Origin of the sequence: Roseomonas populi (assembly GCF_024594815.1) — a bacterium.
Taxonomy (GTDB): Bacteria; Pseudomonadota; Alphaproteobacteria; order Acetobacterales; family Acetobacteraceae; genus Roseomonas; species Roseomonas populi.
This window is the reverse complement of sequence record NZ_JANJOU010000002.1, coordinates 328,884-351,473: the sequence shown is the minus strand read 5'-3', so window position 1 is coordinate 351,473 and position 22,590 is coordinate 328,884. Positions and strand designations below refer to the sequence as shown.

Sequence of the window (22,590 nt, the reverse complement as noted above, 5' to 3'; positions counted from 1 at the left end):
CCGGTCAGGTCTTCCGGAAGGTCAGCACGAGCACGTCCCGGTGGCCGGGGTGGGAGGGATCGATCGGGCGGATGGGGGTGACCCCGTGCTTCACCCGGTTGTCGTCCAGCAGCACGGCGTCGCAGGGCTCTGAGAGGGTGAAGCTCGCGGCCTCGCGGCCGTCAATCTCGATGCCGGTCACGCCGCCCTCCACGTTCTCGCGGCCGATCATCATCACCATGACGTAGTCCACCCCGTCCGAGTGCATCCCCTCCGGAGTGGGCTTGCCCGCCTCGTCCGGCCGGGCCTCGATGCGGAACTGATGGACCTCCACTTTCCAAGTAGCGCCGGGGGCGAGGCGGTCGAAAACGGCCCTTGCACCCTCCAGCAGGGCCCGCAAGGCCGGCCCCTCCCCGATGGGCTGGGCCACGGGCTCGAACCAGCGGTCGATGCCGCCGTTCAGCGTGTTGAAGCGGGTGGCCTGGAAATGCGGGCCGTGCGGCGCGCGGGCGAGCGGCGTGCCGGGGGCCGCCGTGTAGATGGCGTGGCGGCGCAGGCGGTAGCGGCCGCCATCGGCCATGTAGGTGTCCGGGCGCAGATCGTCCCAGCTGGCGGCGAACCCGGCCCAGGCGGGGCCGGAGAGGGCAGCGCCGGCCGGATCGAAGCTGCGGCGAGCCTCGGCGCCAGAGAGGGAGACGTAGCCGGTCTCGGCGATGGTGCTCTCCGGCCCGCTCATGGCCTTGCCGCCTCCATGACTTGCCGCATGCGGGCCACGGCCGGGCCAATGCCATCGAACAGCGCCTGGCCCATGAGGAAGTGCCCGATGTTGAGCTCCACCACCTCGGGGATGGCGGCGAGGAGGGGCGCGGTCTCGTAGTCCAGCCCGTGCCCGGCGTGGCATTCCAGGCCGAGCGCCGCAACTTGCCCCGCTGCCGCCCGCAGCCGGGCAAGTTCCGCGTCCCGCGCCGCGCCGGGCGCCGCCTCGCAGAAGGTGCCGGTGTGCAGTTCGACGGCTTTCGCACCGAGGCGGGCGGCCGCCTCGATCTGGCGCGCATCGGGATCCAGGAACAGGGAGACGCGGATCCCCGCTTCCACGAGGGCGCCGACCACCGGCCGCAGCGCTTCCACCTGCCCGGCGGCGTCCAACCCGCCCTCCGTCGTCAGCTCCGCCCGCTTCTCCGGCACCAGGCAGCAGGCATGGGGAAGCAGGAACAGGGCAATGGCCTGCATCTCCGCCGTGGCGGCCATCTCAAGGTTGATGGGGGCGGTGATGCCGGCCTTCATGGCCGTGCAGTCGGCGTCCCGGATGTGCCGCCGGTCCTCCCGCAGGTGGATGGTGATGCTGTCCGCCCCGTTCGCCAGCGCCAGCCGCGCGGCGGCGACGGGATCGGGATGCACCCCGCCCCGGGCGTTCCGGAGGGTGGCGACGTGATCGACGTTGATGCCGAGGCGGATGGGGATCATGCGGCGGCCTTCGGAAAGCGGCGCGCGGCCATGTCGGCCGCGAGGCGGAGGGCGGCGATAAGGCTGCCCGGATCGGCGATGCCCTGCCCGGCTATGCCGAAGGCGGTGCCGTGGTCCGGCGAGGTGCGGATGATCGGCAGGCCCAGCGTCACGTTCACGCCGCCATCCATGTCCAGCGTCTTGATCGGGATCAGCGCCTGGTCGTGGTAGAGGCAGAGGGCGGCGTCGTAGCCAGTGCGGGCGCGGGCGGTGAACATCGTGTCCGGCGGAAGGGGGCCGACGGCATCCACGCCCTCGGCGCGCAACGCCTGGATGGCGGGAAGGACGAGCCGCGGCTCCTCGTCCCCCATCGCGCCCTCCTCGCCCGCATGGGGGTTCAGCCCGGCCACGGCGATACGCGGGCTCCCGATGCCGAAGCCCTCCCGCAGGCCGCGGTGCAGGGCGAGGCCGGTGCGGATGATCTCCGCCGTGCTCAGCGTATCCAGCGCGCGGCGGAGCGAGACGTGGATGGTGACGGGCACGACCCGCAGCATGGGCGAGGCGAGCAGCATCACCGGCGGTTCGGCGGTGCCGGTAAGGGCGCCGAGGAACTCGGTGTGGCCGGGGAAGGCGAAACCGGTGCGGTAGAGCGTGGCCTTGCTGATGGGATTGGTGACGACTCCCCCCACCTGCCCTGCCACCGCCATGGCGACTGCCCGCTCGATCGAGCCGAGCACCGCCGGGGCGTTGGCCGGGTCCGGCGTGCCGGGGACGGAGGGCGAAGGCAGGCGGATCGTCATCACGGGAAGGCGGTCGGTGAAGACCGCCGCCGCCTCCTCCGGGCCGGAGACGGGCGCGACCGGCACGTCCCAGCCGAGCCGCGCGGCCAGGGCGGAGAGCCGCGCCGGGTCATCCAGCGCCAGGAAGGCGGGGCCTGAGGCGCGCAGCCGCGCCCAGGCAGCCAGGGTCAGTTCCCCACCGATCCCGGCAGGGTCCCCCATCGTCAGGGCGAGAGGCGGCGTGCTCATCCCTGGGAGACTGGCACGGCGCGGCCCTCTGCCGCACCGCGCCGCCGGATCATGGCTGCCCCGTGCCGATCAAATGTCGGCGTAGACGTGGGTCTCCGCCTCGCCGCCGGGATGGGTGACGGCGCCGAGATGGGCCGGGCCGACGAGCTGAGCGTATTTCCACAGCGCGCCGGAGTTGTAGTCCGTCTTGCGCGGCTTCCACTCGGCCTTGCGCCGGGCCAGCTCCTCATCGGAGAGGTCCACGTCGATCGTGCCCTTGCCGGCGTCGATCACGATGCGGTCGCCATCCTTCAGCAGCGCGATCGGCCCGCCCACCGCCGCCTCAGGCCCGACATGCCCGATGCAGAAGCCGCGGGTGGCGCCGGAGAAGCGGCCATCGGTGATCAGGGCTACATCCGCCCCCGCACCCTGGCCGTAGAGGGCGGCCGTGGTGGAGAGCATCTCCCGCATGCCCGGGCCGCCCTTCGGCCCCTCGTAGCGGATGATGATCACGTCGCCCTTCTTGTAGGCACGGGCCTCCACGGCCGCGAAGGCGTCCTCCTCGCGGTCGAAGCAGAGTGCCGTGCCCTCGAAGCGCAGCTCCTTCATGCCGGCGATTTTCACAATGGCGCCGTCCGGGGCGAGGTTGCCCTTCAGCCCGACCACGCCGCCCGTCTCGGAAAGCGGGTTGGAAACGGGGCGGATCACGTCCTGGTCCTTCGGGAAGATCACCTCACGGTGGTTCTCCGCGAGCGTCTTGCCGGTCACCGTCATGCAGTCGCCCCGCAGAAGCCCGGCCTCCAGCAGCGCCTTTACGATTACGGGGATGCCGCCGACCTTGTAGACGTCGAAGGCCACGTAGCGGCCGCCGGGCTTCAGGTCGCCGATATAGGGCGCCTTCCGCATGATCTCCGCCACGTCGTGCAGGGTGAACTTGATCCCCGCCTCATGCGCCATGGCCGGCAGGTGCAGGCCGGCATTGGTGGAGCCGCCGGTGGCGCCCACGATCAGGGCGGCGTTGTAGAGGCTGTCCATGGTGACGATGTCGCGCGGGCGGATGTTCTTCCGCAGCAGGTTCATCACCGCGCGGCCAGATTCCACCGCCCACTTGTCGCGGTCCTCATAGGGCGCCGGGGCGCCGGCGGAACCGGGGAGCGCGAGGCCGATCGCCTCCGACACGGTGGCCATGGTGTTGGCGGTGAACTGGCCGCCGCAGGCGCCGGCGCTGGGGCAGGCCACGCATTCCAGCTCGTGCAGCTCCTCGTCGGACATGCGGCCGGCGGCGTGCATGCCCACAGCCTCGAACACGTCCACGACCGTCACGTCCTTGCCCTTGAAGTGGCCGGGCAGGATGGAGCCGCCATACATGAACACGCTGGGCACGTTCAGGCGCAGCATCGCCATCATCATGCCGGGCAAGGACTTGTCGCAGCCGGCCAGCCCGACCATCGCGTCGTAGCAGTGGCCGCGCATGGTCAGCTCCACCGTGTCGGCGATGGCGTCGCGGCTGGCGAGGGACGACTTCATGCCCTGGTGACCCATGGCGATGCCGTCCGTCACCGTGATGGTGGTGAACTCGCGGGGCGACCCGTGGGCCTGCTTCACGCCGGTCTTGACGCTCTGCGCCTGGCGGTTGAGCGCGATGTTGCAGGGGGCGGCCTCGTTCCAGCAGGTGGCGACGCCCACCAGCGGCTGGGCGATCTCCTCCTCCGTCATGCCCATGGCGTAGTAGTAGGAGCGATGCGGGGCGCGCTCCGGCCCCACGGTCACGTGGCGGCTGGGAAGGCGGGACTTGTCCCAGGTGTTGTCCGGCATATCCATTGTCCTCTGGGGCATTTTCCTCTCGCGCCGGGCTGTATCGCGCAACGAACCGCCTGCCGCAACGGCGCGGCGCGCAATGCAGCCCTTCCCTAGCCCTTCAGCCCGGCAATCGCCTCGTCCATCCGGCGCCGGGTCTCGCGCCACAGGGCAAGCTCCCGCCGGGAGTCCTCCATGGCTCGGTGAGCAGGGGTTCCGTTCTCGGCCCGCTCTGTCATCTGCCCGAGGATCGAGACCAAGACGCCGCTGTGCTCCGCCGGGTCCAACCCTGCCGCCTTCAGCGCGGAAAGGGCTGCCCCCTGGCGAGCCTCCTCCGTGTCCCGCAGCCGCAGGGCGTGCCGGGGCAGGCCGGCGGCGCGGAGGAGGAGGCTGAGCCAGTGCCCGTCCCAGGAAGGTGCGGAAACATAGAGGTCGTGGCCGGTCAGCACCGCCACCATCCGCCGCGCTACGGCCTCGTGCGGCTCGCCCTCGCGCTCAAGGCGTTCCCGGCTGATGCCGTGAATCGCCTCGGCACCCTCGTCCCACTCCTCCCAGCCCGGGGCGGGGCGGATGAGGTGGTTCTCCTCCGTCCCATCCTCGGCCGCCCAGCCGACTTCGATGGGGTAGCCGTGCTTGCCCAGCCCGCTCGCCTCGAAGTCGAGAAAGACGATCAACGGATCACCCCTTCCGCCTCTTCCCGTGCCAGGTGGCCGTGCACCCGCGTGTCGCGCATGGAGATGGCCGCGAGCAGAGAAAGGACGCAGAGGCCGGAGACATACCAGAAGAAGCTGCTCTCCATTCCCTGCGCCTTGAACCACAGCGCCACGTACTCCGCGGTGCCGCCGAAGAGAGAATTCGCGATGGCGTAGCCAAGCCCCACGCCAAGCGCCCGGATTTCCGCCGGGAAGAGCTCCGCCTTCACCACGCCGGAGATCGACGTGTAGAGGCTGACCACCGCAAGAGCGCCGAGGATGATGGCGAAAGCGCTGACGGAGGAGGTGACGCCCGCCAGCATCGTCAGCAGCGGGACCGTCATGACTGCCCCGCCCAGCCCGAAGAGGATCAGGCAGATCCGGCGCCCCACGCGGTCCGAGATCGCTCCGAAGAGCGGCTGCAGGCACATGTAGCAGAAAAGAACGAAGGTCATGGTCACGCTCGCCCGCTCCGCGGAGAAGCCGGAGGTGTTGACCAGGAACTTCTGCATGTACGTCGTGTAAGTATAGAAGGCGAGGCTGCCGCCCGAGGTCAGCAGGATGACCTGCAGCAGCGGCTTGGGGTGCCGCAGCAGAAGCGCGATCGTCCCCGTGCCCTCCTTGGACCGGCTGGCCTTTGTGGTCGTCTCATGCAGCGCGCGGCGCAGGAAGAGGGCGACGATGGCGGCCGCCGCCCCGATGAAGAACGGAATGCGCCAGGCCCAGGCGCGGATCTCCTCGGCCGGGAAGATGCCCTGCAGGATCACCAGCACCAAGAGCGCCAGCAGCTGGCCGCCGATGAGCGTGACGTACTGGAAGGAGGCGAAGAAGCCCCGGTGCTTCTGGGCCGCCACCTCGCTCATGTAAGTGGCGCTGGTCCCGTACTCCCCGCCCACGGAGAGGCCCTGGATCAGCCGCGCCACCACCAGCAGCACGGGGGCCGCCACGCCGATGCTGGCATAGGTGGGCAGCACCGCGATCATCAGCGAGCCGAAGCACATCATGAGCACGGAGATCATCATGGAGGTGCGGCGGCCGAAGCGGTCCCCGATGGTGCCGAATAGCCAGCCGCCGATGGGGCGCATCAGGAACCCCACCGCGAAGACAGCGGCCGAGTTCAGCAGCTGCGTGGTGCTGTCGCCCGACGGGAAGAAGGCAGGCGCGAAGTAGAGCGCCGTCGCGGCATAGACGTAGAAATCGTACCACTCGACGAGGTTGCCGGAGGAGCCGCCGACGATGGCCCAGACCCGCCTGCGGGTGTCGGCCCTCTCCTCCGCCGGGCTGAGGGTGGTCGCGTCGGGCATGGGAACCTCGCCAGATCAGGGATTGTCACCGAGGTAATGCGCCCCGTGGCGCCTCGTGACAGAAGTCCCGGACCCTGGCTGGGTTGCGGAGAAAGCGCGGCTGGCCCGTCCGGGATGGCGGCCACCCCGGACGAGAAACCGCCTCAGCGGTACAGCACGTAGCGGTAGACGTAGAAGCCCGAGAGCAGCACGGCGACGATGCAGCCGATCATCACCGCCTGCCGGTCGGTGATCGGTGGCTCCCGGTTCAGCTGCGGCAGGCGGGACCGGCACCACAGGATGGGCACGGCCACCAGCACTGCTAGCGCGAAGAAGTCGAAGAAGCGCATCAGGCCGCGATTCGGGACAGGGCCGCGGCCAACCGCGCCGCCTCGGCCTCGGCGCCAGCGAGGCGCTCGCGCGTCTCCTCCACCACCTCTTCTTTCGCGCGGCTGGTGAAGTCCGGGTTCGCCAGCTTCTGCGCGATCTTCCGGGCCTCGGCCTCCACCTTCGCGTGCTCCTTGGAGAGCCGCGCGCGCTCCGCGGCGAGGTCCACCACGCCCTCGAGGGGCAGCATGACCGTCGCCTCGCCCACCACGGCCTGGGCCACGCCGGCGGGGGCCGGGCCCTCATGGGAGGCCACCTCGGTCGCGCGGGCCATGCGGCGGATCGGCTCGATCCAGCGCGCCGCACGGGCCATGGTCTCGCCGGAGGCACCCTGGACCAGCAGCGGGACGGTGACGGAGGGCGGCACGTTCACCTCCGCCCGCACCGTGCGGACCTCGGAGATGAAGCCCACCAGCCAGTTCAGCTCCGCCCGCGCGGCGTCCGCTCCCATCACGGCCACGGGCTCGGGCCAGGAGGTGCGGATGAGGCTGCCCTCCGGCCCGTAGCCGAAGCGGTCCCACAGCTCTTCGGTGACATAGGGCATCACCGGATGGGCCAGCCGAAGGATCAGCCCCAGCACGTGCTGGGCGGCACCCTTCGCCTCATCCTTCTCCACCCCGTCCGGCCCGGTCAGGGCCGGCTTGGCCAGCTCCAGGAACCAGTCGCAGAAGCTGCCCCAGGTGAAGCGGTAGAGGGCGGCCGCGTAGTCATCCAGCCGGTACGCTTCCAGCGCGGCCGTCGCCTCGGCGATGGCCGCGTTACCCGCATCGATGATCCAGCGCGCCAGCGGCGTGGAGGCCTTCATCGGGTCGAAGGAGCGGTCCGGCGCGATCCCGTTCATCTCGCAGAAGCGGGCGGCGTTCCACAGCTTGGTGACGAAGGCGCGGTTGCTCTCCACCTTTTGCCGGCCGAGCCGCACATCCCGGCCCGGGCCCGCGAAGGAGGCCAGGGTGAAGCGCAGGGCATCGGCGCCATAGGCATCCGCCAGCTCCAGCGGGTCCATGACGTTGCCCTTGGACTTGGACATCTTCTGGCCGCGCTCGTCCCGCACCAGCCCGTGGATGTTCACGGTCTTGAACGGCACCTCGCCCATGAAGTGGATGCCCAGCATCATCATCCGGGCGACCCAGAAGAAGATGATGTCGAAGCCCGTCACCAGCACATCGCCGGGGTAGTAGCGGGCCAGTTCCGGCGTCTGCCGCGGCCAGCCGAGCGTGGAGAAGGGCCAGAGGCCGGAGGAGAACCAGGTGTCCAGCACGTCGGGGTCGCGCGTCAGTTCCCGGTCGTCGCCATAGCGGGCGCGGGCGGCGGCCAGGGCCTCCGCCTCGGTGCGCTCGACGAAGATATGACCATCGGGCCCGTACCAGGCCGGAATCTGGTGCCCCCACCAGAGCTGGCGGGAGACGCACCAGGGCTGGATGTCGCGCATCCAGGCGAAGAAGGTGTTCTCCCACTGCTTCGGCACGAACTGGGTCTTGCCGGTCTCCACCGCCTCGACGGCCGGCTTCGCGAGCGTCGCGGCGTCCACGTACCACTGCCAGGTCAGGCGCGGCTCGATGGGCACGCCGGAGCGGTCGCCATGCGGCACGGCGTGGGTGTGCGGCTCGATTTTCTCGATCAGCTCCAGCCGCTCCAGTTCCGCCAGGATCGCCTTGCGGGCCTCGAAGCGCTCCATCCCCGCCAGGGTGGCCAGGAAGGCGGGATCGGCCACGCCGGGCTCGGCGCGGGTCTCGCCCTCGATCTCTGCCAGGGTCATGCGGCCCTCGGCGTCCAGCACGCTCGGGGAGGGCAGGTCGTGGCGGCGGCCGACCTCGAAGTCGTTGAAGTCGTGCGCCGGCGTGATCTTCACCGCGCCCGAGCCCTTCTCCGGGTCCGAATAGGCATCGGCCACCACGGGGATGCGGCGGCCGACCAGGGGCAGGACAACGTGCTTGCCCACCAGGTCGCGGAAGCGGTCATCCTCCGGGTTCACGGCGACGGCCGTGTCGCCCAGCATCGTCTCGGGCCGCGTGGTCGCCACCACGAGGAAGCGGCCGGGCTGCCCCTCCACGGGGTAGCGCAGGTGCCAGAGGCTGCCCTTCACCTCCTTGCTCTCCACCTCCAGGTCGGAGATGGCGGTCTGGAACTTCACGTCCCAGTTCACCAGGCGGCGGTCGCGGTAGAGCAGCCCCTGGCGGTGCAGGGTCACGAAGACCTCCCGCACGGCCTCGGACAGGCCCTCATCCATGGTGAAGCGCTCGCGCGACCAGTCGAGGCTGGCGCCCATGCGGCGAAGCTGGCGGGTGATGGTTCCGCCGCTCTCGCCCTTCCACTGCCAGACCCGGTCGAGGAAGGCCTCGCGCCCCATCTCCCGCCGGTCCTTGCCCTCGGCGGCCAGCAGGCGCTCCACCACCATCTGGGTGGCGATGCCGGCATGGTCCGTGCCGGGCTGCCACAGCGCGTCCCGGCCCTGCATGCGGCGGAAGCGGATGAGCGTGTCCTGGATCGTGACGTCCAGCGCGTGGCCGACATGGAGGCTGCCCGTGACGTTGGGCGGCGGGATCATGATGGTGAAGGGTGCGGCGCCGGAGGCCGGGTTGGCCGTGAAGGCCCCCGATTCCTCCCAGCCCTGGTAGAGGCGCGGCTCGAAGCCGGCGGGCGAGAGCGTCTTGTCGAGCATGGCGGAGGCTTGGCGGACCGCCGCCCCCCGCGTCAAGGCCCGATCACCGCCCCCCTGCCCTGCCCGCCCTGCTTAGCCCGGACCAGGCCTGCCCAGTAGCCCCACCGCTCAGCCGAGGGAACGGTTGACCACCCGCTCGATCTCCGCACGGACCAGCCGCTCCACCATTGCGGGCAGGTGGGCGTCCATCCACTCCTTCAGCAGCGGCCGCATCTCCTCCCGGACCACGTCCTCGATCGAGGGGCCGCCGCGATGGACAGGGGCGGCGCGCTCGGCGGCTACCGTGCGGGCGAGCTGCCCGATCAGGGCGGCCGTGGCGGCGGCGGTGGCAGGCGCCACCAGTCCCTCGGACAACGCGTCCGGCAGCGGAGCGGGCATCGGCAGGGGCGTTAGGGCGGGCGGTTCCACTGGCTGCGGCTCGGGAGCGGGCTCGGGTGGAGGGGGATCCGGGAGCCGGGCCTCGGCCGGCACCGACACCAGCATCGCCTCGGTCAGCTCCAGCGGCGGCGGCTCGGGCTCCCGCCCGGCCTCCCTCGCCTGCGGTGCGGGCGAGGCCTCGGCGGCCGGCGCGGCCTCCTCCTCGTTCAGGATCTTGCGGATGGAGGCAAGGATGTCCTCCATCGACGGATCCTGGCCGGGTGGGGTGGCAGCGCCGGACATGCGGGATCCTACTGCTGGACGGGCTGGGGCGCGGTGTAGTCGCCGAGGCCGGCCCAGCGGTCGCGCACCGCCTTGTAGTAGGACTCCATGTCATAGAGCGCGACCGGCAAGCGCAGGTCCCGCGCCGTCAGCCGCCCCACGGCCTGGGCCAGGGAGTGGCTGGCCGTCACCACGTTCGCCAGCGCCCGCACGAGTGAGACGCGGGCGTTCAGCAGCTCCTGCTCGGCGTTCAGCACGTCGAGCGTGGTGCGGCTGCCCACCACCGCCTCGCGCTGCACGCCGTCCAGCGCGATCTCGGCGGCGCGGATCTGGGCGCGCACGCTGTCCACGGTGGCGCGGGCGCTCTGCAGCGTCTCCCAGGCCTGGACGGCCTGGGCAGAGGCGGTGCGGCGCTGGTCGTCCACCACCTGCCGCAACCGGGCGGCATCCTGGCGGGCCTGTCGCACCACCGCGTACTCGGCGCCGCCCTGGTAGATCGGCACGGTCACCGTGGCCACGACCTGCTCGCCCGTGCTGCGGAAGCCCGGCAGCGTCTGATTGTCGCTGCGAAGGGCCTGGGCCTGGAGACTGGCCTGCGGCAGCAGGGCGCCGAGCTGCACGTCGATGAAATCGCGGGCCGCCGCCTCGTCGAACAGGGCGGCTACGACGGCGGGGTTGTTCAGCGCCGCCACCTGGGACGCGTCCTGGTTGGTGCGGGCCGCGGGCGACAGGGGCTGGGGCGCGGTCAGCCGGGTCGGGGCACCGCCGATCACGCGCTGGAACACGGCGCGGGAGTTCTGGAGCTGCCCCTCCGAATCGGCGCGGGAGGCGCGAGCGCCTGCCAGGCGGCTCTCGGCCTGGGCCACGTCCGTGCGCGTGATCTCGCCGACCCGGAAGCGCTCGTTGGTCGCGTCCAGCTGGCGCTGCAGGACCTGCGCGTTGTTCAGGTTGAGGCGAACCTCCTCCTGGAAGCGAATGACGTTGACATAGGCCGTGACGGCGTCCTGCAGCACCTGCTGCTCGGTGGCCAGCAGGCGTGCGCGCTGGGCCATCACCTGGTTCTCCGCCCGGCGCGTGGCGGCCACGGTGCGGCCGCCGCGATAGAGCGGCTGGGTGACGGTTGCCTGGACGGAGGCGATCCCGCGCTCCGTGTCGGTGTTCACGCCCACACGCTGGCCGAATACGTTGGTGGAGCGCTGGCGGGTGTTGCCGACGCCATACCCCGCGCTGCCGGTGACGGTGACCGTGGGGCGCCAGCCGGCGAGGGCCTGCGGCACGTTCTCGTCCACCACGCGCAGCTGGGCGCGGGCCGTGGCCAGGGTGGGGTTGTTCGCATAGGTCTGGGCCAGCGCCTCCTGCAGCGTCTGGCCACGGGCCAGGGCCGGCGCGGCCAGCACGGCGAGGCCGAGCACGGGCGCGAGCCAGGGGCGTGCGCCGCGTCCCGGTGCCGCGGCGACAGGATCCTGATGGCGCAGGACTTGTCTGCTGATCATCGGCTGTTTTCCCTCATGGCCGCCCACGCCCCGCCGGGCGCAGGGCTGCCACCCTGTCCTGGTTCCCTTCAACCAGCCCCTTGCTCTCGGCGGGGCCAGGATGGCGGAGGAACCCTTTCCGCATCCTGAACCCCGCGGGGCCGCACGCTTCAGGCCAGTACGAAACCCGGCTTCGGCGCGAAAGCCGGGATGGCCGTGCCGCGAAGGTCGAACGCTTCCTCGATCCGCAGCCCGGCGCCCGCGCGGCGGCCGACGATGGCGGTGCCCGTCTCGCCCGGCGCTAGGCGGATGGCGACGACTCGCCCACCCTCCGTCAGCTGCTCGATCAGGGTGTCGGGCACGGCGGGAATCCCGCCCTCCACGAAGATCAGGTCGTAGGGCCCGCCGGCCGGGAAGCCGGCCGTGGCCGCGCCCGCTTCCTGACGCAGCGCACCCGGCGGGAGACGGGAAGCCGCGATGGCTGCCCTGCCCGACTCGGCGAGGGAAGCGTCCTCTTCCACCGCGATCACCTGCGCACCCATGTGCGCCAGCACCGCCGCGGCGTAGCCCGCCCCGGCGGATGGTACCAGGACGCGCTCCCCGGCCCGCGGCGCCGCGAGCTGCAGCAGCCGCGCGAGGGTCATCGGCTGCATCAGCGCGCGCCCCTTGCCCAGCTGCAGATCCTCGTCCGCCAGGGCCCGTGCCCGCAGCGCCTCCGGCACGAACAGCTCCCTCGGGATCTCCTGCATCGCCAGGAAGATCCGGGGATCCGTGACCCGGTTGGGCTTAACCTGCCCGTCAACCATGCGCCTGCGCGCCTCGGCGAAGTCCATGCCGCCCGCTGCCCCATCAACTGAACCGGTCGGTTTTATAGGCGCGTCGTCCCCGGGTTGGAAGCGCGCTCACGGTGCCGCGCGCGGCGGCCTTCGGACGGATGCGGGTTGACCCGCCGCGTCCGGGAGGCGATATGCGGCGGGCGTGCCGGCCTGATGGCAGAATGGTGATGCAACGGACTGCAAATCCGTGAATGTGGGTTCGATTCCCGCTCAGGCCTCCATCGCCTTCCCTCCCGCGGGTTTTTCCCCGGGACCCCCTTGCGGGACCGGGAAGGAGGCGGTATCCGGCGCGCCCCGCTGCCCCTCACCAGGGGGTGGAGAACGGGTCTGATCCCCGATAGCTCAGCTGGTAGAGCACGCGACTGTTAATCGCTAGGTCGTTGGTTCGAGTCCAACTCGGGGAGCCATTGAGAGGGGGGAGGTGCCGGAGGGCGCCTCCCCCTTCGCCGTTGAGGGCAGCGCTCCGTCAGCGCACCGTCCCGGGCGCCTCCTCCACCAGCACCTGCACTCGCCCGGCCGCGTAGCAGGCAAGGGTGAAATCCACGGGCCTTCCCTCCATGTCGAGGTTCAGCGCCTCGCTCGCCAGCACGGGCCGGGCGCGGGATTGGCGCAGCCGCCCGGCCTCCTCGCCGGTCGGCAGGCGGGCGGTGATCCGGGTGCTCGCCCGGCGGTAGTCCGGCACGCCGCAGGCGGCGAGCGCGGCTGTGATGGAGGGTGCGGAGCGCAGCGCGGCCTCGGCGCGCGCGAATCGCGGCAGGGGCAGGTGGTGGGTCCCGAGCACCAGCGGCCGTCCGTCGGCCAGGCCCAGGCGCTCCACCCGCAACACGGGCTGGCCGCGCCCGATCTCCAGCGCCGCCGCCACGGTCGGCGCCGCCGGCATGACGGCGACCCGCAGGATCCGGCTAGCCGGTTCGCGGCGCTGGGCGCGGATGGTCTCGAAAAGGCGGGTGCGACCGTGCAGCGGGTAGTCCATGACCTCGCCGGCGACGAAGCTGCCCCTGCCCTGCTCCGTGCTGATCAGCCCGCGCCGGGCGAGCGAGTCCAGCGCCCGGCGGACGGTGTGGCGGTTCACCCCGAAGCGGGCGGCCAGAACCCCCTCGCTCGGCAGCCTGTCCTCCGGCGCGTGCTCCCCGGCCGCGATGGCGGCCTCCAGCGCGGCCGCGATCTGCCGCCACAGGACGATGCCGCCCGCCCTGACCACAACATCCGCCATCCCGCCCTCCGCGCACGATCCTGCGCGCGGGAGGCCTGTCTAGACAAGTTGGGCCGCCCATGGGGTTGCCCTGGCGCGCGGCTCGGGCAGAAGGAGGACATGAACGACGAGACGATCCTGACCAACGCCCGGCTGGTGCTGCCCGATCGGGTGCAGGAGGGCACGCTGCTGCTGCGAGACGGGCTGATCGCCCATGTCGCGCCCGGCCGCAGCAACGCCCCGGGCGCGATCGACCTGGAGGGCGACTACCTGATTCCCGGCGTCGTGGACGTGCACACGGACAACCTGGAGCGCCAGGTGCTGCCGCGCAGCATGGCCCGCTGGCCCTCGGTCTCGGCCTTCCTTTCCCATGACGGGCAGGTGGCGGTCGCGGGCGTGACGACGGTGCTGGACGCGCTCTGCCTCGGCGATCTCGGCTTCGACGAGAGCCGGCTTCAGACCGCGCGCGACGGCATCCGCGACCTCGGCGCCCTCACCGCCGCCGGAGTGCTGAAGACCGAGCATTTCCTGCACCTGCGCTGCGAGCTGCCGGCCATCGACATGCTGGAGATGCTGGAGGAGTTCCACGCCGACCCGCATCTCCGCATGGTCAGCCTGATGGACCATACCCCCGGCGTGGGCCAGTACGTGGACGCCGCGCACTACAAGAAGATGCGCGTGAAGGCCGGGCGCAAGCCGGAGGAGGTGGACGACCGCATCGCCGTCCTCACGGCCCAGCGGGAACGATATGCCGAGCGGCATCGGAGCGCCGTGCTCTCCCTCTTCGAGGGGCGCGGGATCCCGGTGGCCATGCACGATGACTGGGATCCGGCGGTCGTGGCGCGCAACGCGGCCGACGGGATCGAGATCAGCGAATTTCCCGTGAATTTGGAGGCGGCCCGTGCGGCCAAGGCGCACGGCATGGCGGTGATCGCGGGCGCGCCGAACCTCGTGCGCGGTGGCAGCCATTCCGGCAACGTCGCCGTGGCGGACTTGGCGAGGGAAGGGCTGGTGGACATCATCGCCTCCGACTACGTGCCGCCCGCGATGATCGAGGCCGCGTGGAAGTTGACGGAGGTGGCGGGGATGGGCCTCCCCGCCGCGGTCGCAACGGTCACGGACAACCCCGCCCGTGCCCTTCACCTGAATGACCGCGGGCGGATCGCGTCGGGGCTACGGGCCGACCTGGTGCGCGTGCGCGAGTTCGGAACCATGCCGGTGGTGCAGGCCGTGTGGCGCGGCGGGGCGCGCATCGCGTGAGCGGCGAGCGTCAGGGCGGCCCGGCGCGCGCCGCCCTCTACTGGGCGCCGGAACTCGATGACCCGCTGCACGGGCTGGGCAGCACCTGGCTGGGGCGGGACGCGGAGACGGGCGCGCCGCTTTCCCAGCCGCAGCTTCCCGGCCTGGATCTGCCGGCGCTGACCGCCGACCCGCGCGGCTACGGGCTGCACGCCACGCTGAAGCCGCCCTTCCGGCTCGCCGGCCTCTATGCGGCGATGCGGGAGGAGGCCGCGGCGCTGGCCGCGGGCACGGCGCCCTTCGACCTGCCACCCCTGGAGCTGGCTTCCTTCGGCGGCTTCTTGGCGCTGCGGGAATCGGCCCCCTGCCCTGCCCTGCAGGGGCTGGCGGATGCCTGCGTGGCGACCCTGGACGTCCATCGCGCCCCGCCCACCGGGGAGGAGATCGCCCGCCGCCGTCCGGAGAGGCTGGATCCGGCCGGGCGCTACAACCTGCACCGCTGGGGCTATCCGCAGGTCTTCGGCGCATGGCGGTTCCACGTGACCCTGACCCAGCGCCTCACGCCGGACCAGGACGCGGTGATCCGCCCGGCGCTGCTGGCCCATCTGGGCGAGGTTTCCGCGCGGCCGCGCCGCGTGACCTCCCTGTGCCTTTTCACCCAGGCCGCGCCCGGCGCACCCTTCCTGATCGCGGAGCGGCTGCCTCTGGGCGCCTGAACCCCTTCCTCCGGGCAGGGCGGGCCGGCAAGAGTGGCGGGGGAGGAGGCGCGGTGCGGGCATGCACCGCGGGCGCCCGTTTGGAGACCGCATCATGCTGATCGCCCCGCTCTTCGTTCCCGGCCACCGGCCGGAGCGCTTCGCCAAGGCGGCCGCCGCTGGCGCCGACGCCGTCATCATCGACCTGGAGGACGCGGTCCCGCCCGAGGAGAAAGCAGCGGCCCGCGCGAACGCGGCCGCCGCGCGGCTGGATGGCATCCCCGTGTACGTCCGGATCAACCCGGCCGGCACGCGCTGGTACTCGGAGGATGTGGCGGCGCTGGCCGATGCCGACCTCGCGGGGATCCTGCTGCCGAAGGCGGAAAGCCCGGCCACCATCGACGCCATGCGCCGCCTGATCGGCGTTCTCGACGTGATCCCGCTCATCGAATCGGCCCGCGGCCTGGCCGCGGTGCGGGAGATCGCGGCGGGCGGCGCCGCCGCGCTGGCCTTCGGCTCGCTCGACTTCGCCGCGGACCTCGGCTGCGCCCATACCCGGCAAGCGCTGCTCGCGGCCCGCTCGGAACTGGTTCTGGCCTCCCGCCTCGCCGGCATCGGCGCGCCGCTGGACGGAGTGACCGCCCGGATCAACGAGGACGCGCTGGCTGAGGACGATGCGCGCCACGCGGCGGAGTTAGGCTTCGGTGGCAAGCTCGTCATCCATCCCCGCCAGGTGGCGCCGGTGCTGCGCGGCTTCGCGCCGGGGCCCGGCGAAGTGGAGTGGGCACGCAGGGTGATGGATGCGGGCGGCGGCGGCGCGGTCTCCGTCGACGGGATGATGATCGACGCGCCGGTGCGGATGCGCGCGGAGCGCATCCTCGCCCGCGCGCGCTGACCGGGCCCCCGCCGGCGCCCGGGACGCGCGGCGCCAGGCACGCGGAACGCCCTGGCCTTCGCATGGCGGGCGTGGTGATCTTCCGCAGGGGGAAAGCGTCGCCGATTAGAGGAGATCGCGGATGCATCGCCGCACGCTGATGAAGGCCACCGGCCTTGCCCTTTCCACCGCCTCCGCGCCGTCCATCGTGCGCGCGCAATCCGCAAGCACGCTGCGCTTCATCCCGCAGCAGGACCTGATCGTCCTCGATCCCGTCACCACCACGGCCTACATCAGCCGCAACCATGGTTACATGGTCTACGACACGCTTTACGGGATGAACGAGAAGTACCAGCCCGTGCCGCAGATGGTGGAAGGCCACCGGATCGACGAGGACGGCAAGCTCTGGACCCTGACGCTGCGCGAGGGCCTGCGCTTCCACGATGGCGAGAAGGTGCTGGCGCGGGACTGCGTGGCCTCCATCAGGCGCTGGGCCGCGCGCGACCCGATGGGCGGCGCGCTGATGGCCACGACGGAGGAGCTCTCCGCGCCGGATGACCGCACGATCCGCTTCCGCCTGAAGAAGCCCTTCCCGCTGCTGCCGCTGGCCCTGGGCAAGGCCGCCACCCCCGTTTGCGCCATGATGCCAGCGCGGCTGGCCGAGACGGATCCCTTCCGGCCCGTGACGGAGATCACCGGCAGCGGCCCCTTCCGCTTCAAGGCGGATGAGCGCGTGCCGGGATCCCTGAACGTCTACACGAAGTTCGAGGGCTACGTGCCGCGCCCGAGCGGCACGCCAACCTGGACCGCCGGGCCGAAGGTGGTGAACTTCGACCGGGTAGAGTGGCACACCATCCCCGATCCCTCGACCGCCACGACGGCGCTGATCAGCGGCGAGCGGGACTGGCTGGAATACGCCTATCACGACCAGCTGCCGCTGATGCGGCGGAACCGCAGCGTGAAGGTCTCCGTTTCCGACCCCACGGGCTTCGTCTCGATGATGCAGGTGAACCATCTGCAGGCGCCGTTCAACAACCCGGCGATCCGGCGCGCCCTCTGGGGCGCCATCGACCAGACCTCGGCCGTGCAGGCGGTGGTCGGGCCGACCGATCCCTCCATGTATCACGTGCCGCTCGGCTTCTTCTGCCCTAACACCCCGCTGGCGACCGATGCCGGGCTGGAGCCGCTGAACGGCAAGCGCGACCTGGCCAAGGTGAAGCGCGACCTCGCCGCGGCCGGCTACAAGGGCGAGACGGTGCTGCTGATGATCCCCTCCAACTCGCAGGCGCTGATCGCGCACGGCGCGGTGATGGAGGACATGTTCCGGCAGGTCGGCATGAACGTAGAGACCTACACGGTCGAGTTCAACGCCATGCTCCAACGGCGGAACCGCAAGGGGCCGGTCTCTGATGGCGGGTGGAGCGCCTTCGTCACCACCTGGGTGGGCGCGGACTGGCTGCATCCCGGCAGCCACTTCGCCCTGCGCGGCGCGGGCGAGGCGGGATACGCGGGCTGGGCGACGATCCCGCGTATCGAGGAGTTGCGGAACAGCTGGTTCGATGCGGCGGACGAGGCCGCGCAGAAGGCGATCTGCCGGGACATGCAGCTCGAGGCGATGAAGGAGGTGCCCTTCTACCCGCTCGGCCAGCACCTGCAGCCGACGGCGTGGCGCAGCGACATCACCGGCGTGCTGCCGGGCTTCGCGACATTCTGGAACGTGAAGCGGGCCTGATGCCCTCGCTCCGGGCGGGGGGGGGGGGGCGCCCCCCCCCCCCCCCCCCCGGGGGGGGGGCCCCCCCCCCCCCCCCCCCCCCGCCCGCCCGGTTACGGGGCCCTTAGCCCCGCGGGCGGGGGGGGCCTGGGGCCCCGCCCGGCAATCCAGGAAGCTTGGGCGGGCCAGAAGGCCCGCCCGGCGGCGATCAGGCCTTCGCGGCCGCAGCCCGGATCTGCGTGACGGTCTGGCGGTTGGTGATCTGCTCCGCGCTCATCCGCACCTCGATGATCGCGGGCTTTCCACTGGCGCGGGCGCGCTGATAGGCCGGCACCAGTTCGTCGGTCGCCGTCACCACCTCGCCATGTCCACCGAAGGCCTCGACGAAGCGCGCGAAATCCGGGTTCTTCAGCAGCGTGCCGGAGACGCGGCCGGGATAGTGGCGCTCCTGGTACATGCGAATGGTGCCGTACTGGCCGTTGTTCACCACGATGACGATCGGCGCGACTTCGGCCTGGAAAGCGGTCGCGATCTCCTGCCCGGTCATCAGGAAGCCGCCGTCGCCGACGAAGCTGATCACCTGACGGCCGCGATAGGTGATGGCGGCGCCGATGCCGGAGGGCACGGAATAGCCCATGGCGCCGTTGGTCGGTCCGAGGAACTCCTGCTTCTCCCGCACGGACATGAAGCGCTGCGGCCAGGTGGCGAAGTTGCCGGCATCCACGGTGAAGATCGTGTCCTCCGGCAGCTCCTTCTCCAGCGCCTGCAGGGCGCGGGCGAAGTTCAGCGGGCCCTCGTATTCCGGCGCGGCGACGCTCGCCTCCCGCCCGGCACGGAGCTTCTTCGTCCACTCGCCCCAGGGGCGCGGCTTGCCGGGAGCGGCGGCCTTAAGTGCAACGGCGAAGGCGTTGAGGTCGGCCGTGATGCCCAGCAGGGGGCGGAAGACGCGGCCGATCTCGGCGGGATCGGGGTGGACCTGCACGATCGGGCTCGTCTCGCCCTCGGGGAAGAGGGTGTAGCCCTGGCTCGTCGCCTCGCCGAGCCGCGTGCCCACCGCGATGACGAGGTCCGATTCCTTCACGCGCGCGACGAGTCCCGGATCGGAGCCGACGCCGAGGTCGCCCACGAAATTGGCCGAGGTGCCGTCGAAAAGGCCGAGGCGACGGAAGCCCACGGCCACGGGCAGGTCATGGGCGAGGGCGAAGTCGCGGATCGCCGCCTTGCCTTCGTCCGACCACCCGGTGCCGCCGAGGACCAGCACGGGCTGCTTCGCGCCGTCCAGCAGTTCCAACAGGCGCGGGATGGCGTGCGGTGCCGGGAAGGCCGGCAGGGTCGGCGCGGGGCCGATGTCCTTCACCTCCACCACCTGCTTCTGCATCTCCTCGCTGATCGCCACCACCACGGGGCCGGGGCGGCCGCTGCGGGCCACGTCGAAGGCGCGGGCCATCAGCTCGGGGATGCGGCGGGCGTCGTCGATCTGCGTCACCCACTTGGCGAGCGGGGAGAACATCCGGCGGTAGTCCACCTCCTGGAAGGTGTCCCGGTCCGTCTCGGCAAAGGGGATCTGGCCGACGATGAGGACGAGAGGCGTGCTGTCCTGCATCGCCACGTGCACGCCGATGCTGGCGTGGCAGGCGCCGGGGCCGCGGGTAACGATGGCGACGCCGGGATTGCCCGTCAGCTTGCCATGGGCCTCGGCCATGTGCACCGCGCCCGCTTCGAAGCGGCAGGTGGTCAGCTCGATCCGGTTCTGGACGTTGTAGAGCCCGTCGAGGAGGTCGAGGAAGGACTCGCCGGGCACGTGGAAGGCGTGGGTCACGCCCTGAGCCACCAGCGCATCCGCCAGAAGTTGCCCGCCCGTCCGTCCCCGGGCCGTGCCCTTCGTGGTGCCGTCCATCGTGCTTGGTCCCCTTCCCCCTCCGGCAGCGTGCCGGAGGGGGCGCAGACTAGGCCGCGCGGGCTGGCCCGCCAACCGCTACCGGGTAAGTTCCACCTTGGCGGAGGTGTAGAGGGCCACGCACTCGTCGGAGAGCACGCCGTCGATCACCTCCAGGTCCCAGCCGACGGTTTCCGCGAAGGACTCCACGGAATAGCCCCCAAAGTTGAAGGCCTTGTTCGCCAGCCGCTTCACTTCCGCGTTGCGCGCCCCCAGCACCAGCCGCTTGAAGCCGCCGTTGAGGATGGCGCCGAGGCACATCGGGCAGGGTTCGCAGGTGGCGTAGAAGGTGCAGTCGGGCAACTCCCGCCGGCCCAGCGCACGGCAGGCCATGCCGACGGCCAGGGTCTCGGAATGCGCTGTGGCGTCGCAGAGGCCGACCTTCTTGCTCCAGGTCTTCACCACCACCTCGCCATCCTTCGCTACCAGCGCGCCGAAAGGCTGTTCGCCGAGGCTGGCGCCGTGCTTTGCCTGCTCTATGGCGAGCCGCATCATCGTCTCATGCCCGTTCACGGCGATCATCCCACCACCGGGAGGAGGCGCGCTTCGCGCGCGGGCAGGAAGTCGCGCAGGAATACGTCCCGCACGCCGGGGGTGCGCGGCAGCCCGTAGGTCTCCACCACCGTCCCGATCGCGCCTTCCAGCCGCTTGTCGCTGAGGTCGCCGAGGCCGAGCGTGCCCGTTTCCGGCGTCGTCATCTGTGCGCGCAACATGTAGAGCAGGCGCTGCTTCTCGATGGCGGTGTCCGTCAGCGGCTCCACCTTCTTCAGCTCGGCGATCCCGGCATCCGGGTTCCTCGCCACCTCCTGAATCGCGCGGTTGATCGCGGTGGTCAGGCCGCGCACCGCCTCCGGCCTGTTCTTCAGCAGCGCCTGGCTGACGAGGACGCCGTTTGAATACTGGTCCAGCCCCATGTCGCTGTAGAAGAACCAGCGGAAGTCCTTCTCCGGATCCTTCCCCATGCCGACGAAATTCATGTAGCTGGTGCCCGAGAACTGGGCGACGGCATCCACCTGCCCTTGCACCAGCATCTGCTCCACGAGGTTCGGCGCGATGGCCGCCATCCTCACCTTCGAGGGATCCACGCCGTTCCGAGCGGCGAGCGCCGGGAACATGCGGGCCGTGGCGGATCCGGCGGGGGCGCCGACCTGCCGCCCTTCCAGGTCCTTCAGGGTGCGGACCGGGCCGTCAGCGCGGGAGATGATGGCGTAGGGCGCGCGGTTGTAGACGAGGTAGACCATGACGGGCTGCTCGCCAGGACGTCCGGCGGCGTTCTGGATCACGGCGTTGATGTCGCCGAAGCCGGCGTCGTAGGCACCGGACATCACGCGCGTGACGGCGGCCGCGGAGCCCTCGCCCTGGTCGATGGTCACGTCCAGCCCGGCCTCGCGGAAATACCCGCGGGACTGGGCCACGTAGTACCAGGCGTGCGGGCCCTGCGCCTTCCAGTCCAGGATGAAGCGGATAGGCGTCAGCGCCTGGGCGGAAGCCGGGCGGATGAATGGGCTGGCGAGGGCGGCGCCGAGGACGGCGCGGCGGGTGGCCCGGGGCAAGGGCATGGCGACACTCCTTCGCGCCCGCCATGCGGGCGCGGGTGGGAATGCCGCGTGGGGGTGCGGGCGGCCATGCTGCACGGACTTGCGGCGGCCTTCCCCCGCCGGGCGGCGCGAGCCGCCTTCCGTGCTGCCCCGCACCATGCAGCTTCCGTGCCGCCCCAATCATCCGCAAAGGCTTGGAACCCTGCCCGCCCGGCGGCATCCTGCGCGCCGAACGGGAGCAGGGCCGGATGAGAGCGATCTTCGTGATGATCAAGTGCGAGATGGGCGCGGCCTACCGCGTGGCGCGGGAGATGGCAGATACGATCCCCGAACTCTCCGAGATGCACTCCACCAGCGGGCAGTACGACCTTCTCGGCAAGTTCTACCTGGAGCCGGATCAGGATATCGGCCTCTTCGTCGTGGAGCGGATTCAGACGGTGCCGGGCATCAAGGACACCTACACGCTCCAAACCTTCAACGCCTTCTCCGGCCCGCGGGGCTGAAGGGGCGGCCGCTAGTCGAAGTAAAACCTCGCCACGAAAACACCTTCGTCCCGCCGCGCCCTGCCATGGCGCTGCCGCGCGGGTGACACCGGGGCCACCGATATCTGGTGTCCTCGGAGGTCCCGCCAGATGAAGCCCCGCTTCCTTCCCGCCCTTGCCATCGCCGCAGCCCTGGCTACGGCCGGGTGCCAGCACCCGGACGGCTCGACCGACTGGGGCAGCACCCTCGCCCTCGGCGCCGGGGTCGGGCTTGCGGCGGGGCTGGTGGCGGCCGCGGCCAGCGACGGCGGGCACCACCGGCAACCCCCGCGCCGTGGCGCGGGTTCCTATGGTGGCCCCGGCCGCCCCTATGCCGGCGGCTATGGGTACGGGAGGAACTGGCGATGACGATTCGTCTGGCGGTTCTCGCGGCGGCCGGGCTGGCGCTCGGCGGCTGCTACGGCCCCTACGGGGAACCGAACGTGGCCGGCTCGGCCCTGGTGGGCGCCGGGCTGGGGGCGGCGGCGGGGGCGGCCATCGCCTCCGGTCCTGGCTACTACGGGTATGGCTACGGCTACGGCCCGCGCTACGCCTATGCGCCGCGCTACTACGGGTACGGATACGGCTATTACCCCCGCCACTACGGCTGGCGCCGCTGGTAGGTCAGGGCGCACCGCGCGCCGCCGGCCCCCTCGGCACGGGGACCGGGACGCGCGGCGGCAGATGTTG

22 protein-coding genes and 2 tRNA genes are annotated in these 22,590 nt (G+C 71.3%); 9 read left to right on the top strand and 15 right to left on the bottom strand.

What is annotated here, in order from left to right:
- Positions 1-4 precede the first annotated feature (4 nt).
- The 11 genes from NRP21_RS04685 to NRP21_RS04635 all read right to left on the bottom strand — a co-directional run bounded on the left by NRP21_RS04685 (position 5) and on the right by NRP21_RS04635 (position 12,191).
- Entirely contained in the window at positions 5-715 is a 711-nt protein-coding gene (locus tag NRP21_RS04685; protein ID WP_257715015.1) for a 2OG-Fe dioxygenase family protein, read from the bottom strand.
- Positions 712-1,443 (bottom strand): pyridoxine 5'-phosphate synthase, encoded by a 732-nt coding sequence (locus NRP21_RS04680; RefSeq protein ID WP_257715014.1) that lies wholly within the window; start codon positions 1,441-1,443, stop codon positions 712-714. The genes NRP21_RS04685 and NRP21_RS04680 overlap by 4 nt, the downstream gene beginning before the upstream one ends.
- Positions 1,440-2,450, bottom strand: coding sequence for a 4-hydroxythreonine-4-phosphate dehydrogenase PdxA (gene pdxA / locus NRP21_RS04675; RefSeq protein WP_257715013.1), 1,011 nt, complete (start codon positions 2,448-2,450; stop codon positions 1,440-1,442). The genes NRP21_RS04680 and pdxA overlap by 4 nt, the downstream gene beginning before the upstream one ends.
- 69 nt (positions 2,451-2,519) lie before the next feature.
- A complete protein-coding gene (gene ilvD / locus NRP21_RS04670; protein ID WP_257715012.1) occupies positions 2,520-4,244 on the bottom strand; it encodes a dihydroxy-acid dehydratase in 1,725 nt (574 codons plus the stop codon).
- A 95-nt stretch (positions 4,245-4,339) separates the two neighbouring features.
- Complete coding sequence (locus NRP21_RS04665; protein WP_257715011.1) at positions 4,340-4,900, bottom strand: 3'-5' exonuclease; 561 nt, start codon at positions 4,898-4,900, stop codon at positions 4,340-4,342.
- On the bottom strand, positions 4,897-6,222 hold the full coding sequence (locus tag NRP21_RS04660) for an MFS family transporter (RefSeq protein ID WP_257715010.1): 1,326 nt from the start codon (positions 6,220-6,222) through the stop codon (positions 4,897-4,899). Before NRP21_RS04660 ends, NRP21_RS04665 begins: the two co-directional genes overlap by 4 nt.
- 143 nt (positions 6,223-6,365) lie before the next feature.
- The gene (locus NRP21_RS04655) at positions 6,366-6,551 is read right to left on the bottom strand and encodes a hypothetical protein (protein ID WP_257715009.1); all 186 of its coding nucleotides are present in this window, start codon (positions 6,549-6,551) and stop codon (positions 6,366-6,368) included.
- Complete coding sequence (locus tag NRP21_RS04650) at positions 6,551-9,247, bottom strand: valine--tRNA ligase (protein WP_257715103.1); 2,697 nt, start codon at positions 9,245-9,247, stop codon at positions 6,551-6,553. Before NRP21_RS04650 ends, NRP21_RS04655 begins: the two co-directional genes overlap by 1 nt.
- Before the next feature lie 108 nt (positions 9,248-9,355).
- Entirely contained in the window at positions 9,356-9,907 is a 552-nt protein-coding gene (locus NRP21_RS04645; protein ID WP_257715008.1) for a DUF2497 domain-containing protein, read from the bottom strand.
- Between the two features lie 8 nt (positions 9,908-9,915).
- Positions 9,916-11,379, bottom strand: coding sequence for a TolC family outer membrane protein (locus tag NRP21_RS04640; RefSeq protein ID WP_257715007.1), 1,464 nt, complete (start codon positions 11,377-11,379; stop codon positions 9,916-9,918).
- Between the two features lie 149 nt (positions 11,380-11,528).
- Complete coding sequence (locus NRP21_RS04635; RefSeq protein ID WP_257715006.1) at positions 11,529-12,191, bottom strand: protein-L-isoaspartate O-methyltransferase family protein; 663 nt, start codon at positions 12,189-12,191, stop codon at positions 11,529-11,531.
- A 150-nt stretch (positions 12,192-12,341) separates the two neighbouring features.
- On the opposite strand from NRP21_RS04635, the gene NRP21_RS04630 reads away from it, so the two are divergent.
- Both NRP21_RS04630 and NRP21_RS04625 read left to right on the top strand, forming a co-directional pair.
- A tRNA-Cys gene (locus tag NRP21_RS04630) sits at positions 12,342-12,415 on the top strand.
- A 110-nt stretch (positions 12,416-12,525) separates the two neighbouring features.
- Positions 12,526-12,601: transfer RNA gene (locus NRP21_RS04625), tRNA-Asn, on the top strand.
- Positions 12,602-12,660: 59 nt separating this feature from the next.
- Here the strand turns inward: NRP21_RS04625 and phnF are convergent.
- On the bottom strand, positions 12,661-13,407 hold the full coding sequence (phnF, locus tag NRP21_RS04620; protein WP_257715005.1) for a phosphonate metabolism transcriptional regulator PhnF: 747 nt from the start codon (positions 13,405-13,407) through the stop codon (positions 12,661-12,663).
- 99 nt (positions 13,408-13,506) lie between these two features.
- Between phnF and NRP21_RS04615 the strand changes: the two genes are divergently transcribed.
- The 4 genes from NRP21_RS04615 (at position 13,507) to NRP21_RS04600 (ending at position 17,926) form a co-directional block, all read left to right on the top strand.
- Positions 13,507-14,646 carry an alpha-D-ribose 1-methylphosphonate 5-triphosphate diphosphatase gene (locus tag NRP21_RS04615; RefSeq protein WP_257715004.1) on the top strand — a complete coding sequence of 380 codons (1,140 nt, stop codon included), beginning with the start codon at positions 13,507-13,509 and terminating at the stop codon, positions 14,644-14,646.
- Positions 14,643-15,341, top strand: coding sequence for a DUF1045 domain-containing protein (locus NRP21_RS04610; protein ID WP_257715003.1), 699 nt, complete (start codon positions 14,643-14,645; stop codon positions 15,339-15,341). The genes NRP21_RS04615 and NRP21_RS04610 overlap by 4 nt, the downstream gene beginning before the upstream one ends.
- 94 nt (positions 15,342-15,435) lie before the next feature.
- A complete protein-coding gene (locus NRP21_RS04605; protein ID WP_257715002.1) occupies positions 15,436-16,215 on the top strand; it encodes an HpcH/HpaI aldolase/citrate lyase family protein in 780 nt (259 codons plus the stop codon).
- Positions 16,216-16,336: 121 nt separating this feature from the next.
- The gene (locus tag NRP21_RS04600; protein WP_257715001.1) at positions 16,337-17,926 is read left to right on the top strand and encodes an ABC transporter substrate-binding protein; all 1,590 of its coding nucleotides are present in this window, start codon (positions 16,337-16,339) and stop codon (positions 17,924-17,926) included.
- Positions 17,927-18,113: 187 nt separating this feature from the next.
- Here the strand turns inward: NRP21_RS04600 and NRP21_RS04595 are convergent, their stop codons facing one another.
- The 3 genes from NRP21_RS04595 to NRP21_RS04585 form a co-directional block, all read right to left on the bottom strand.
- Positions 18,114-19,802 carry a thiamine pyrophosphate-dependent enzyme gene (locus NRP21_RS04595; RefSeq protein ID WP_257715000.1) on the bottom strand — a complete coding sequence of 563 codons (1,689 nt, stop codon included), beginning with the start codon at positions 19,800-19,802 and terminating at the stop codon, positions 18,114-18,116.
- Between the two features lie 78 nt (positions 19,803-19,880).
- Positions 19,881-20,363 carry a nucleoside deaminase gene (locus NRP21_RS04590; RefSeq protein WP_257714999.1) on the bottom strand — a complete coding sequence of 161 codons (483 nt, stop codon included), beginning with the start codon at positions 20,361-20,363 and terminating at the stop codon, positions 19,881-19,883.
- A complete protein-coding gene (locus NRP21_RS04585) occupies positions 20,360-21,400 on the bottom strand; it encodes an ABC transporter substrate-binding protein (protein WP_257714998.1) in 1,041 nt (346 codons plus the stop codon). The genes NRP21_RS04590 and NRP21_RS04585 overlap by 4 nt, the downstream gene beginning before the upstream one ends.
- A 227-nt stretch (positions 21,401-21,627) precedes the next feature.
- On the opposite strand from NRP21_RS04585, the gene NRP21_RS04580 reads away from it, so the two are divergent.
- The 3 genes from NRP21_RS04580 (at position 21,628) to NRP21_RS04570 (ending at position 22,523) form a co-directional block, all read left to right on the top strand.
- Positions 21,628-21,882: an Lrp/AsnC ligand binding domain-containing protein gene (locus NRP21_RS04580; RefSeq protein ID WP_257714997.1), complete on the top strand. Its 255-nt coding sequence runs from the start codon at positions 21,628-21,630 to the stop codon at positions 21,880-21,882.
- Between the two features lie 129 nt (positions 21,883-22,011).
- Positions 22,012-22,269, top strand: a complete 258-nt coding sequence (locus NRP21_RS04575) for a hypothetical protein (protein ID WP_257714996.1) — start codon at positions 22,012-22,014, stop codon at positions 22,267-22,269.
- Entirely contained in the window at positions 22,266-22,523 is a 258-nt protein-coding gene (locus NRP21_RS04570; protein WP_257714995.1) for a hypothetical protein, read from the top strand. Before NRP21_RS04575 ends, NRP21_RS04570 begins: the two co-directional genes overlap by 4 nt.
- The last annotated feature ends 67 nt before the right edge of the window (positions 22,524-22,590 follow it).

Excerpts from the sequence above, each read along its gene's own strand:
- NRP21_RS04685 (WP_257715015.1), bottom strand. The coding sequence starts at position 715 with ATGAGCGGGCCGGAGAGCACCATCGCCGAGACCGGCTACGTCTCCCTC.
- NRP21_RS04680 (WP_257715014.1), bottom strand. The coding sequence starts at position 1,443 with ATGATCCCCATCCGCCTCGGCATCAACGTCGATCACGTCGCCACCCTC.
- pdxA (WP_257715013.1), bottom strand. The coding sequence starts at position 2,450 with ATGAGCACGCCGCCTCTCGCCCTGACGATGGGGGACCCTGCCGGGATC.
- ilvD (WP_257715012.1), bottom strand. The coding sequence starts at position 4,244 with ATGCCGGACAACACCTGGGACAAGTCCCGCCTTCCCAGCCGCCACGTG.
- NRP21_RS04660 (WP_257715010.1), bottom strand. The coding sequence starts at position 6,222 with ATGCCCGACGCGACCACCCTCAGCCCGGCGGAGGAGAGGGCCGACACC.
- NRP21_RS04655 (WP_257715009.1), bottom strand. The coding sequence starts at position 6,551 with ATGCGCTTCTTCGACTTCTTCGCGCTAGCAGTGCTGGTGGCCGTGCCC.
- NRP21_RS04650 (WP_257715103.1), bottom strand. The coding sequence starts at position 9,247 with ATGCTCGACAAGACGCTCTCGCCCGCCGGCTTCGAGCCGCGCCTCTAC.
- NRP21_RS04645 (WP_257715008.1), bottom strand. The coding sequence starts at position 9,907 with ATGTCCGGCGCTGCCACCCCACCCGGCCAGGATCCGTCGATGGAGGAC.
- NRP21_RS04640 (WP_257715007.1), bottom strand. The coding sequence starts at position 11,379 with ATGATCAGCAGACAAGTCCTGCGCCATCAGGATCCTGTCGCCGCGGCA.
- NRP21_RS04635 (WP_257715006.1), bottom strand. The coding sequence starts at position 12,191 with ATGGACTTCGCCGAGGCGCGCAGGCGCATGGTTGACGGGCAGGTTAAG.
- phnF (WP_257715005.1), bottom strand. The coding sequence starts at position 13,407 with ATGGCGGATGTTGTGGTCAGGGCGGGCGGCATCGTCCTGTGGCGGCAG.
- NRP21_RS04615 (WP_257715004.1), top strand. The coding sequence starts at position 13,507 with ATGAACGACGAGACGATCCTGACCAACGCCCGGCTGGTGCTGCCCGAT.
- NRP21_RS04605 (WP_257715002.1), top strand. The coding sequence starts at position 15,436 with ATGCTGATCGCCCCGCTCTTCGTTCCCGGCCACCGGCCGGAGCGCTTC.
- NRP21_RS04600 (WP_257715001.1), top strand. The coding sequence starts at position 16,337 with ATGCATCGCCGCACGCTGATGAAGGCCACCGGCCTTGCCCTTTCCACC.
- NRP21_RS04595 (WP_257715000.1), bottom strand. The coding sequence starts at position 19,802 with ATGGACGGCACCACGAAGGGCACGGCCCGGGGACGGACGGGCGGGCAA.
- NRP21_RS04590 (WP_257714999.1), bottom strand. The coding sequence starts at position 20,363 with ATGATCGCCGTGAACGGGCATGAGACGATGATGCGGCTCGCCATAGAG.
- NRP21_RS04585 (WP_257714998.1), bottom strand. The coding sequence starts at position 21,400 with ATGCCCTTGCCCCGGGCCACCCGCCGCGCCGTCCTCGGCGCCGCCCTC.
- NRP21_RS04580 (WP_257714997.1), top strand. The coding sequence starts at position 21,628 with ATGAGAGCGATCTTCGTGATGATCAAGTGCGAGATGGGCGCGGCCTAC.
- NRP21_RS04575 (WP_257714996.1), top strand. The coding sequence starts at position 22,012 with ATGAAGCCCCGCTTCCTTCCCGCCCTTGCCATCGCCGCAGCCCTGGCT.
- NRP21_RS04570 (WP_257714995.1), top strand. The coding sequence starts at position 22,266 with ATGACGATTCGTCTGGCGGTTCTCGCGGCGGCCGGGCTGGCGCTCGGC.